This window comes from Streptomyces sp. NPDC006283 (genome assembly GCF_040613325.1).
Classification (GTDB): domain Bacteria; phylum Actinomycetota; class Actinomycetes; order Streptomycetales; family Streptomycetaceae; genus Streptomyces.
The window spans coordinates 1-11111 of record NZ_JBEXRZ010000235.1 but is presented as its reverse complement, the minus strand read 5'-3'; the positions used below and the strand labels follow the sequence as shown (position 1 = coordinate 11111).

Below are 11111 nucleotides of genomic sequence, written 5' to 3'. Positions count from 1 at the left end.
GGGGAGGACTCGTGACGTACGAAGCTGCCGGGCACCGGCCTTGTCCATGGCCCAGGCCGCTACTGCGCGCCGGGACGCACCAGGCCGCTCTCGTACGCGTACACCGCGGCCTGCACGCGGTCGCGCAGACTCAGCTTCGTCAGCACATGGCCGACGTGCGTCTTGACCGTGGTCTCGCTGACGAAGAGGTCCGCCGCGATCTCCGCGTTGGACAGACCGCGCGCGACCAGCTTGAGCACTTCCACCTCGCGGTCGGTCAACGTGTTCAGCGTGTCGGGGAGCGGCTCCTCGCCCGACGGCAGATGGTCCGCGTACTTGTCGAGGAGCCTGCGCGTGATGCTCGGGGCGAGCATCGCCTCGCCGGCCGCCACCACCCGGATCGCCTGCACCAGTTCGTTCGCCGGAGCGTCCTTCAGAAGGAAACCGCTCGCGCCGGCACGCAGCGCCTCCACCACGTACTCGTCGAGGTCGAAGGTCGTCAGGACCAGGACCTTCGCCGGACCGTCCCGCCCCGGGCCGGTGATCTGCCGGGTCGCCTCGACGCCGTCCATCCGGGGCATCCGGATGTCCATCAGCACGACGTCGGGCTGCAACGCCCGCACCTGGTCGAGTGCCTGGAGGCCGTCCCCGGCCTCGCCGACCACCGCGATGTCCTGCTCGGCCTCGAGGATCATCCGGAAACCGGTACGCAGCAGCGGTTGGTCGTCGACCAGTAGGACGCGGATAGCCACGGGTACTCCTTCTTTAGACCGGGCCCATTCTGCCCTGACCATCCTCTGCCGACGCGGGCGGGGAAACGCTCAGCGGATAAACCGGGGGAGTGCCGCCGAATTCAGGACACACCGACTGGTGGTCGCACCAGCCGCACAGCTTCGTCGGCCGAGGCCGCCAGTCACCCGTCTCGGTGGCGTGCCGGATCGCCTCCCACAGCGCCAGCAGTTTGCGCTCCATGCGCTCCAGGTCCGCCGGCACCGGGTCGTACGTCAACACGTCACCGCTGCCCAGATACACCAGCTGCAGCCTGCGCGGCACGACGTGCTTCAGGCGCCAGATCACCAGCGCGTAGAACTTCATCTGGAACAGCGCGCCCTCGCTGTACTCGGGGCGCGGGGCCTTGCCCGTCTTGTAGTCGACGATCCGCACGTCACCGGTCGGCGCGATGTCCACCCGGTCGATCACTCCGCGCAGCCGCAGCCCCGACTCCAGCTCCGTCTCCACGAACATCTCCCGCTCGGCCGGCTCCAGCCGCGTCGGGTCCTCCAGTGTGAACCAGCGCTCCACCAGCTGCTCCGCCTCGCCCAGCCAGCGCGACAGCCGCTCGCCCCCCGAGTCCTCCGCGAACAGCTCGCCCAGCTCCGGCCTGGACTCCAGCAGGCGGCTCCACTGGCCGGGAATCATCGCCTTCGCCCGCGGCACCGTCCGCTCGGCCGCCGGATCGTCGAAGAGCCGCTCGAGCACGGCATGCACCAGCGTGCCCCGTGTCGCGGCCTCGCTGGGCTTCTCGGGCAGCCTGTCGATCACCCGGAACCGGTAGAGCAGCGGACACTGCATGAAGTCGCCGGCCCGCGAGGGCGACAGCGACGCGGGCCGCGCGCTCCGCGGCTCCGCCGCGCCGTCACCGGCAGCCTGCCCCGCCCCGCTCTCGGCGCGGGGGGTACCGGCGGCCACAGCCTCCACCGCCGGGGCGGGCACAACGGCGGCCGCGGACATTGCGGGCGTGTCCGGCGCGGCGGTATCCGTGCCCTCGGGCTGCTGACTCGTACTCATGACTCAGACCCTACGGCCCGCCACTGACAGCGAGCGGCATACCATCGACGACAGACCCTCAGCACTGCATGATTTCGAGCAAGCGACGCATTCGCAACGAAGGGAACCCGTGAACGAGGACGACACGAGGGATGAGCGCGAACGCGCGCGGTCCGGGGTGGACAAAGCGGACTCCGGCAACGGCAGACCGCGGCGTCCCGCCGAACCCGGCGGCGGCCTCCTCATGGGCCGCCCCTTCGGCGTGCCCGTCTACGTCGCCCCCAGCTGGTTCGTCGTCGCGGCCCTGATCACCTGGGTCTTCGGCGGACAGCTCGACCGTGTGCTGCCCGAGCTCGGCGGTGCGCGCTACCTCGTCTCCCTGTTCTTCGCCGTCGCCTTCTACGCCTCCGTGCTCGTCCACGAACTGGCCCACACCGTTGTCGCGCTCCGCTTCAAACTCCCCGTCCGCCGCATCCAGCTCCAGTTCTTCGGCGGCGTCTCGGAGATCGAGAAGGAGACGGAGACCCCCGGACGCGAATTCTGGCTCGCCTTCGTCGGACCGCTCTTCTCCCTCGCCCTGGCCGGGCTGTTCTACCTCGGCCTGTACGCCGTCGAGCCCGGCACCGTGCCCGGCGTCCTCATCGCCGGCCTGATGATCTCCAACCTGATCGTGGCGATCTTCAACCTGCTGCCCGGACTTCCCCTCGACGGCGGCCGGATGCTCCGCGCCGTCGTCTGGAAGATCACCGGCAGGCCCATGGCGGGCACGGTCGCCGCCGCCTGGGTCGGGCGGGCGCTCGCCGTCGCCGTCCTCATCGGCCTCCCGCTGCTCACCCACACCGGCGCCCTCGGCAACTCCACCGAGGACATCGGCGGCGTGGAGACCGTCACCGACGCCCTGCTGGCCGCCATCCTCGCCGCCATCATCTGGACCGGAGCCGGCAACAGCCTGCGCATGGCCCGGCTGCGCGAGCACCTGCCGGAGCTGGCCGCCAGGGCACTGACCCGGCGTGCCGTTCCCGTGGAGGCCACCACCCCCCTGTCCGAGGCCCTGCGCCGCGCCAACGAGGCCGGAGCCCGCGCCCTCGTCGTCGTCGACGGCCGCGGGGAGCCGACCGCGCTGGTCCGCGAAGCGGCCATCGTCGGCGTCCCGCAGCACCGCCGTCCCTGGGTCGCCGTCAGCACCCTCGCGCAGGACCTCGAGGAAGGCATGAAGGTGCCCGCCGAACTCGCGGGCGAAGCCCTCCTGGACGCGCTGCGGGCCGCTCCGGCCACCGAGTACCTGGTGGTGGAGGAGACCGGCGAGATCTACGGCGTCCTGTCCGCCGCGGACGTCGAGCGGGCCTTCGTCGCAGCCATGGCACGGCCCGGTTCCTGAAGCCCATACACTGGTCGTATGTCCGAACCGACCGGTGCCGCCCGCCGTCGCGGGCCCTTCAAGGTCGGGGACCAGGTCCAGCTCACCGACCCCAAGGGACGCCACTACACGTTCACGCTCGAGGCCGGGAAGAACTTCCACACCCACAAGGGTTCCTTCCCGCACGACGAGCTGATCGGCGCTCCCGAGGGCAGTGTTGTCCGAACCACGGGAAACGTCGCCTACCTCGCGCTGCGCCCCCTGCTCCCCGACTACGTCCTGTCCATGCCCCGCGGCGCCGCCGTGGTCTACCCCAAGGACGCGGGGCAGATCCTGGCCTTCGCCGACATCTTCCCCGGCGCGCGCGTCGTGGAGGCGGGGGTGGGCTCGGGCTCGCTCAGCAGCTTCCTCCTGCGCGCCATCGGCGACCACGGAATGCTGCACTCCTACGAGCGCCGCGCGGACTTCGCCGAGATCGCGCAAGCGAACGTGGAGCGCTACTTCGGTGGCCCCCACCCTGCCTGGCAGCTCACCGTCGGCGACCTCCAGGACAATTTGACCGACGCCGACGTCGACCGGGTCATCCTCGACATGCTGGCGCCCTGGGAGTGCCTCGAGGCCGTCTCCAAGGCGCTCGTCCCCGGCGGCATCCTGTGCTGCTACGTCGCCACGACCACCCAGCTCGCGCGGACCGTCGAGTCGATCCGCGAGATCGGCTGCTTCGCCGAGCCGCAGCCGTGGGAGTCGATGATCCGCAACTGGCACGTCGAGGGCCTGGCCGTGCGCCCGGACCACCGGATGATCGGCCACACCGGCTTCCTGGTCACCGCCCGCCGTCTCGCCGACGGGGTGGAGCCCCCCATGCGCCGCCGCCGGCCCGCGAAGGGTGCCTACGGCGAGGACTACGAGGGCCCCAACAAGGGCTGAGCCGCGCCCGCCCTGACAACGCTCCGACGCCGCCGCCGAGTTCCCGTGCCCCGCACGGAACTCGGCGGCGGTGTCCTCATGTTGAGCTGCGATGCCGGCACCGACCGTGGGTCTTTACCGGAGCCTTACGGACCCCGCTGTTCCGGTCGGGTGTGACGTATGGCACGATGCTGGCCACCCCCACCGGTACAGCCCCCTCAGGAGACCCTTCGCGTGCAGAACTCCGCCGCCGTCCCGGACCTCGCGCACACTCACGCCCGCCCGGTGCACTGGCTGGCCACGGCGGCGGCGATGGCCGCGGTCATGGCGGGTGCGGGAATACTGCAACCAGAAGCGGCCACCGCCTCCCAGTCGGGCGGCCCCGGTACCAGGACGGCCGCGGCTCCGGCACCCGCACCGGACCCCGCGGCGGTGGAGCTGCCCATCGAGTGCGGCACCCTCGGCAGCGTGGTCACCAACAAGGCCTCGGGCGACCTCGACGGCGACGGCCGCCCGGAGACCGTGGTCGCGGCCCGCTGCGACGCGGGATCCGGCACGCCGCCCAGCGGGCTCTACGTGCTGGCCGCGGGCCCCGACAGCGACGCGAGGGTGGTCGCCACCCTCGTGGAACCCGCGCTGAAGCAGAGCGTGGGCGCCCTCGCCGTACGGGACGGGGCGGTCGTCGCGACGCTGCTCGGCTACTCGTCGCCCGCGGTGCCCAGCTGCTGTCCCGACGAGCGCGAAGAGATCAAGTGGCAGTGGCAGGGCGGGAAGTTCGTCCGCAGCACCGCCGCCGAAGCGCGCGGTATGTGATCCGTCACTCCGCGTCGGGACCGTAGACCTCGACCCTGTCCGAAACCCGACGTACGTGAATGCAGTCGCCCGGGCACTCCTTGGCGGAATCGACCACGTCGTTGAGCAGCGGCAACGGGACGGGCGTCGTCGCCCCCGCGTCCTGCAGCAGTTCGTCGTCGGCCGATTTCACATACGCCAGACCGTCGATGTCCAGCTCGAAGACCTCGGGAGCGTACTGCGCGCAGATTCCGTCCCCTGTGCAGAGGTCCTGGTCGATCCAGACCTCGAGCGCCTCGGCGGCGCCTTCGGTGGGAACCTCGTGCTGCACGGTCATATCTCCTGCCGTTTCCTTCGTCGGGTGTAGCTCTGTGAAGCAAGTCGTGCCACCCCTGACGGGTGTTGAACGCTTCGACGATACAACCGCCCGCTTTCCGATGTTGCGGGGTGGGTATCCCGTGGGTATTCCCCTCGCAGAGGTAAGAGCGCAAGGGTGAAGATCGGACACACCCCTTCCGTCTTTGTGATCTAGGGGTTTCAATCACCACCCACACAGGTAGGGTCAGGAAGCGTCCAGCTCCCCTTGGAGGAGGTGAGGACCGTGGCAGCCCACGACGACGACATCAACCGCGGCATCCGGCCGGGGCGGGGGTCTGAAGACCCAGCCGGCCAGGTTGCCTATCTCGAGCAGGAAATCGCCGTCCTGCGCCGCAAGCTCGCCGACTCTCCGCGACACACGAGGATTCTCGAAGAGCGGATCGTCGAGCTGCAGACCAACCTGGCCGGCGTGTCCGCACAGAACGAGCGACTCGCCAACACACTCCGTGAGGCCCGCGACCAGATCGTGGCCCTCAAGGAGGAGGTCGACCGGCTCGCGCAGCCGCCGGCCGGCTTCGGTGTCTTCCTGCAGGCCAACGAGGACGGCACCTGTGACATCTTCACCGGGGGCCGCAAGCTCCGGGTGAACGTCAGCCCCAGCGTCGACCCGGAAGAGCTCCGGCGCGGCCAGGAAGTCATGCTCAACGAAGCGCTCAACGTGGTCGAGGCCATGGAGTTCGAGCGCGCCGGGGAGATCGTCACCCTCAAGGAGATCCTCGAGGACGGCGAGCGCGCCCTGGTGCTCGGTCACACCGACGAGGAGCGGGTGGTGCGGCTCGCGGAGCCGCTGCTGGAAGTGACCATCCGCCCCGGCGACGCCCTGCTGCTCGAGCCCCGCTCCGGGTATGTCTACGAGGTCATCCCGAAGAGCGAGGTCGAGGAGCTCGTCCTCGAAGAGGTCCCGGACGTCGACTACGACAAGATCGGTGGACTCGGCGGCCAGATCGAGATGATCCGCGACGCGGTCGAGCTGCCGTACCTCTACCCCGACCTCTTCAAGGAGCACGAACTGCGGCCGCCGAAGGGCATCCTGCTCTACGGTCCGCCCGGATGCGGCAAGACGCTGATCGCCAAGGCGGTCGCCAACTCCCTTGCCAAGAAGGTCGCCGAGGTGACCGGCCAGCCCGCGGGGAAGAGCTACTTCCTCAACATCAAGGGCCCCGAGCTCCTCAACAAGTACGTCGGCGAGACCGAGCGGCACATCCGCCTGGTCTTCCAGCGTGCTCGTGAGAAGGCCAGTGAGGGCACCCCCGTCATCGTCTTCTTCGACGAGATGGAGTCCCTCTTCCGCACCCGTGGGTCCGGTGTGAGCTCGGACGTGGAGAACACCATCGTCCCGCAGCTCCTCGCCGAGATCGACGGTGTGGAGGGCCTGGAGAACGTGATCGTCATCGGCGCCTCCAACCGCGAGGACATGATCGACCCCGCGATCCTGCGGCCCGGCCGGCTCGACGTCAAGATCAAGATCGAGCGTCCGGACGCGGAGGCAGCCAAGGACATCTTCGCGAAGTACCTGACCGCCTCCCTCCCGCTGCACTCCGACGACCTCGGTGAGCACAGCGGGTCGAAGGCGGCCGCGGTCCAGGCGATGATCCAGTCGGTCGTGGAACAGATGTACGCGGAGTCCGAGGAGAACCGCTTCCTCGAGGTCACGTACGCCAACGGCGACAAGGAAGTCCTGTACTTCAAGGACTTCAACTCCGGCGCGATGATCCAGAACATTGTCGACCGGGCCAAGAAGATGGCCATCAAGGCCTTCCTCGATCACAACCAGAAGGGCCTTCGGGTCTCCCACCTCCTCCAGGCCTGCGTGGACGAGTTCAAGGAGAACGAGGACCTGCCCAACACCACCAACCCGGACGACTGGGCCCGTATCTCCGGAAAGAAGGGCGAGCGGATCGTCTTCATCCGCACCCTCGTCACCGGAAAGCAGGGCGCGGACACCGGCCGTTCCATCGACACGGTGGCGAACACCGGTCAGTACCTGTAAAGGCACACCGGCTGCGGATGTCGGCCGTCCCCCCGCCCGTGCGAGGGGACAGGCATCCGCAGCCGGTTGCTTTCCGGACAGGTCCGACCACACCGCAGCAATGACGAAATTGATCTCCCCAGCCACGCAGCGGCGTTCTAGGCTCTTTCGTACCGCCGGGTCGCGCAGTGCGGGGACGGGCACCGCAAGCGCACCGGAGCACCCGCGGTACTTGAGCGCCGTTCCCGGCGGGGAACGCCGCCGGGCAAGGAGGGCCGCATGACCGTACGGCGAGTAATGGGCATCGAGACGGAGTACGGGATCTCCGTCCCCGGCCACCCGAACGCCAATGCCATGCTCACCTCGTCCCAGATCGTCAACGCCTACGCGGCGGCGATGCACCGGGCGCGCCGCGCCCGCTGGGACTTCGAGGAGGAGAATCCGCTGCGGGACGCCCGCGGCTTCGACCTCGCTCGCGAGGCCGCCGACTCCAGCCAGCTCACAGACGAGGACATCGGCCTGGCCAATGTCATCCTCACCAACGGTGCACGTCTCTACGTCGACCACGCCCACCCCGAGTACAGCTCGCCCGAGGTGACCAATCCGCGGGACGCCGTCCTGTGGGACAAGGCCGGCGAGCGGATCATGGCCGAGGCCGCCGAGCGGGCGGCCCAGCTCCCGGGCGCGCAGCCGATCCACCTGTACAAGAACAACACCGACAACAAGGGCGCGTCCTACGGGACCCACGAGAACTACCTGATGAAGCGGGAGACCCCGTTCTCGGACATCGTGCGCCATCTGACGCCGTTCTTCGTGTCCCGGCAGGTCGTCACCGGCGCGGGACGGGTCGGAATCGGCCAGGACGGCCACGAGCACGGGTTCCAGCTCAGCCAGCGAGCCGATTACTTCGAGGTCGAGGTCGGCCTCGAGACCACCCTCAAGCGCCCGATCATCAACACCCGCGACGAGCCCCACTCGGACGCCGAGAAGTACCGTCGCCTCCATGTGATCATCGGCGACGCGAACCTCTCCGAGATCTCGACGTACCTCAAGCTCGGCACCACCGCCCTGGTGCTGTCGATGATCGAGGACGGGTTCATCGCGGTCGACCTGGCCGTCGAGCAGCCCGTACGCACCCTGCACGAGGTCTCGCACGACCCGGGCCTCAAGCGTCTCGTCACGCTGCGCAGCGGCCGGACACTCACCGCCGTACAACTGCAGATGGAGTACTTCGAGCTGGCGCGGAAGTACGTCGAGGAGCGTTTCGGGGCGGACGCCGACGAGCAGACCAAGGACGTCCTGATCCGCTGGGAGGACACGCTCAACCGGCTCGAGAACGACCCGATGAGCCTCTCCGGCGAACTCGACTGGGTCGCCAAGCGGGAGCTCATGGAGGGCTACCGCCGGCGCGACTCCCTGGACTGGGACGCTCCCCGCCTGCACCTGGTCGACCTGCAGTACGCGGACGTGCGCCCCGACAAGGGCCTGTACAACCGCCTGGCGGCCCGCGGCAGGATGAAGCGCCTGCTGGACGAGACCGCGGTGGAACGGGCCGAGACCAAGCCCCCGGAGGACACCAGGGCGTACTTCCGCGGCCGCTGCCTCGAGCAGTACGCGGACGACGTGGCCGCGGCATCCTGGGACTCGGTCATCTTCGATCTGCCCGGCCGTGACTCTCTGCAACGGGTGCCGACGCTGGAGCCCCTGCGGGGCACCCGCAACCACGTCAAGGAGCTGCTGGACCGCTGCCGCAATGCGGAAGACCTGGTCCGGGTGCTCTCCGGGGGCTGAAACGACCTCTGTCCGGGAATCATGGAGGTGGGCCCCGGGCGTATCTGGAAAGTCGGGGGCCGATGTCGGACCCCCCGAGTAGGGTCTGATCAAGAACGTCGAACCGAGCGGGGTGAGGTGTATGGCGACCAAGGACACCGGCGGCGGACAGCAGAAGGCGACGCGCTCCACCGAGGAGGTCGAGGAGCAGGCGCAGGACGCGCAGGCTGCGGAGGACCTCAAGGAGCGTCAGGAAAAGCTCTCGGACGACGTCGACTCCGTACTGGACGAGATCGACGACGTCCTCGAGGAGAATGCCGAGGACTTCGTGCGCTCGTTCGTTCAAAAGGGCGGAGAGTAGCCCTGGTTGTCCCTCCCGGTGCCGTCGGTGAAAGCCGGCGGCACCGGGGCGGATGACCGGCGACGGCGCGGGTAAGGTCCGTGCACAGAAAGATCGGCCCGCGTGCGAAGAGGCGGGCCGCCGCCTATCCGGAAGGAAACGCGTGGAAGCCAACCCTCGTAGCACCGGGCGTCTGCCGGCAGCCTTCCTGACGCCCGGCTCGTCCTCGTTCATGGACTTCCTCGGCGAGCACTCGCCGGACCTGCTGCCGGGCAAGCGGGTCCTGCCGCCTCTGCAGGGGGCCATCGAGGCGCCGCACGGGACGACCATCGTGGCCACGACGTTCCCCGGTGGCGTGGTGCTCGCCGGTGACCGGCGGGCCACGATGGGGAACATGATCGCCCAGCGCGACATCGAGAAGGTCTTTCCGGCCGACGAGTACTCGGCGGTCGGCATCGCGGGCACCGCCGGTCTCGCGGTGGAGATGGTCAAGCTGTTCCAGCTCGAGCTGGAGCACTTCGAGAAGGTCGAGGGCGTTCAGCTCTCCCTCGAGGGCAAGGCCAACCGCCTGTCCACGATGATCCGCAGCAATCTCGGCATGGCCATGCAGGGTCTCGCCGTCGTCCCGCTCTTCGCCGGATACGACCTCGACCGCGAGAAGGGCCGCATCTTCTCGTACGACGTGACGGGCGGTCGTTCCGAGGAGCTCGGCTATGCGGCGACCGGCTCGGGTTCGATCTTCGCGCGCGGGGCGATGAAGAAGCTCTACCACGAGGACCTGACCGAGCAGCAGGCCACCACGCTGGTGATCCAGGCGCTGTACGACGCGGCGGACGACGACTCGGCGACGGGCGGTCCGGACGTGGCCCGGCGGATCTATCCGATCGTGACCGTGATCACGGACGAGGGCTTCCGCCGGCTCACCGAGGCCGAGACCTCCGAGATCGCGCGTGCGATCCTCGAGGGCCGCCTCAGCCGGCCCGACGGCCCGCGCGCCGCGCTGCTGTGACGCCCCGATGTACTCGCCTCTGACAGAAAGGGACGGATAGCCGGTGTCGACGCCGTTCTATGTCTCACCCCAGCAAGCCATGGCCGACCGGGCGGAATACGCCCGCAAGGGCATCGCCCGTGGCCGCAGCCTGGTCGTGCTGCAGTACGCCGACGGCATTGTTTTCGTCGGCGAGAACCCGTCCCGTGCGTTGCACAAGTTCAGCGAGATCTACGACCGCATCGGCTTCGCCGCGGCCGGCAAGTACAACGAGTACGAGAATCTTCGGATCGGCGGCGTGCGTTACGCGGATCTGCGGGGCTATACCTACGACCGCGACGATGTGACGGCCCGTGGCCTGGCGAACGTCTACGCGCAGACGCTGGGCACGATCTTCTCGAGCGCCGGTGAGAAGCCGTACGAGGTGGAGTTGGTCGTCGCCGAGGTGGGCGCAGCGCCGGAGGGCGACCAGATCTACCGGCTGCCGCACGACGGTTCGATCGTCGACGAGCACGGCTCGGTCGCGGTGGGCGGCAACGCTGAGCAGATCAGCGGGTTCCTGGATCAGCGGCACCGTGACGGCATGTCGCTGGCGGAGGCTTTGAAGCTCGCCGTGCAGGCCCTTTCCAGCCAGGCCAACGGCAGCGACCGGGAGATCCCTGCGGACCGCCTGGAGGTGGCGGTCCTGGACCGTACGCGGCCTCAGCAGCGGAAGTTCAAGCGGATCGTCGGCCGGCAGCTGGCGCGGCTGCTGGAGGCCGAGGAGGGCGCGGCGACGCCGACGGACGCCCCTTCGGACATCGAGGAGTCGGAGGAGTCACAGGACGGGGAGTAGCCCCGTAGCTGTTGGACGGCGCCCCGGACC

At 69.0% G+C, this 11111-nt stretch carries 11 protein-coding genes; 8 read left to right on the top strand and 3 right to left on the bottom strand.

Features of this window, described 5'->3' with window-relative positions; all coding sequences use genetic code 11:
- Nucleotides 1-59 precede the first annotated feature (59 nt).
- Together ABZ070_RS31410 and ABZ070_RS31405 are read right to left on the bottom strand one after the other, a co-directional pair.
- Entirely contained in the window at nt 60-731 is a 672-nt protein-coding gene (locus ABZ070_RS31410; RefSeq protein ID WP_356638780.1) for a response regulator transcription factor, read from the bottom strand.
- Between the two features lie 13 nt (nt 732-744).
- On the bottom strand, nt 745-1767 hold the full coding sequence (locus ABZ070_RS31405) for a RecB family exonuclease (protein ID WP_356638777.1): 1023 nt from the start codon (nt 1765-1767) through the stop codon (nt 745-747).
- A 157-nt stretch (nt 1768-1924) separates the two neighbouring features.
- On the opposite strand from ABZ070_RS31405, the gene ABZ070_RS31400 reads away from it, so the two are divergent.
- The 3 genes from ABZ070_RS31400 to ABZ070_RS31390 all read left to right on the top strand — a co-directional run bounded on the left by ABZ070_RS31400 (nt 1925) and on the right by ABZ070_RS31390 (nt 4822).
- A complete protein-coding gene (locus tag ABZ070_RS31400) occupies nt 1925-3124 on the top strand; it encodes a site-2 protease family protein (protein WP_356638782.1) in 1200 nt (399 codons plus the stop codon).
- Nucleotides 3125-3142: 18 nt separating this feature from the next.
- The gene (locus ABZ070_RS31395) at nt 3143-4030 is read left to right on the top strand and encodes a tRNA (adenine-N1)-methyltransferase (RefSeq protein ID WP_005319518.1); all 888 of its coding nucleotides are present in this window, start codon (nt 3143-3145) and stop codon (nt 4028-4030) included.
- A 213-nt stretch (nt 4031-4243) separates the two neighbouring features.
- Nucleotides 4244-4822, top strand: coding sequence for a hypothetical protein (locus tag ABZ070_RS31390; RefSeq protein WP_356638775.1), 579 nt, complete (start codon nt 4244-4246; stop codon nt 4820-4822).
- Between the two features lie 4 nt (nt 4823-4826).
- Here ABZ070_RS31390 and ABZ070_RS31385 read toward each other — a convergent pair whose 3' ends face one another.
- Complete coding sequence (locus ABZ070_RS31385; protein ID WP_356638773.1) at nt 4827-5138, bottom strand: ferredoxin; 312 nt, start codon at nt 5136-5138, stop codon at nt 4827-4829.
- A gap of 264 nt (nt 5139-5402) precedes the next feature.
- Here ABZ070_RS31385 and arc point away from each other — a divergent pair, with 264 nt between their 5' ends.
- From arc to prcA, 5 genes are all read left to right on the top strand, one after another.
- Nucleotides 5403-7169, top strand: a complete 1767-nt coding sequence (gene arc, locus ABZ070_RS31380) for a proteasome ATPase (RefSeq protein ID WP_356638771.1) — start codon at nt 5403-5405, stop codon at nt 7167-7169.
- Between the two features lie 258 nt (nt 7170-7427).
- Nucleotides 7428-8939: a depupylase/deamidase Dop gene (dop, locus tag ABZ070_RS31375; protein WP_356638769.1), complete on the top strand. Its 1512-nt coding sequence runs from the start codon at nt 7428-7430 to the stop codon at nt 8937-8939.
- Nucleotides 8940-9060: 121 nt separating this feature from the next.
- Nucleotides 9061-9279, top strand: a complete 219-nt coding sequence (locus ABZ070_RS31370; RefSeq protein WP_030879180.1) for a ubiquitin-like protein Pup — start codon at nt 9061-9063, stop codon at nt 9277-9279.
- A 142-nt stretch (nt 9280-9421) separates the two neighbouring features.
- Nucleotides 9422-10267: a proteasome subunit beta gene (gene prcB, locus ABZ070_RS31365; protein WP_356638767.1), complete on the top strand. Its 846-nt coding sequence runs from the start codon at nt 9422-9424 to the stop codon at nt 10265-10267.
- Between the two features lie 43 nt (nt 10268-10310).
- Nucleotides 10311-11081, top strand: coding sequence for a proteasome subunit alpha (gene prcA, locus ABZ070_RS31360; protein ID WP_356638765.1), 771 nt, complete (start codon nt 10311-10313; stop codon nt 11079-11081).
- Nucleotides 11082-11111: the final 30 nt, after the last annotated feature.

What these genes read in the sequence shown, in the direction of transcription:
- ABZ070_RS31405 (WP_356638777.1), bottom strand. Translation starts at nt 1,767, where the DNA reads ATGAGTACGAGTCAGCAGCCCGAGGGCACGGATACCGCCGCGCCGGAC.
- ABZ070_RS31395 (WP_005319518.1), top strand. Translation starts at nt 3,143, where the DNA reads ATGTCCGAACCGACCGGTGCCGCCCGCCGTCGCGGGCCCTTCAAGGTC.
- ABZ070_RS31385 (WP_356638773.1), bottom strand. Translation starts at nt 5,138, where the DNA reads ATGACCGTGCAGCACGAGGTTCCCACCGAAGGCGCCGCCGAGGCGCTC.
- dop (WP_356638769.1), top strand. Translation starts at nt 7,428, where the DNA reads ATGACCGTACGGCGAGTAATGGGCATCGAGACGGAGTACGGGATCTCC.
- ABZ070_RS31370 (WP_030879180.1), top strand. Translation starts at nt 9,061, where the DNA reads ATGGCGACCAAGGACACCGGCGGCGGACAGCAGAAGGCGACGCGCTCC.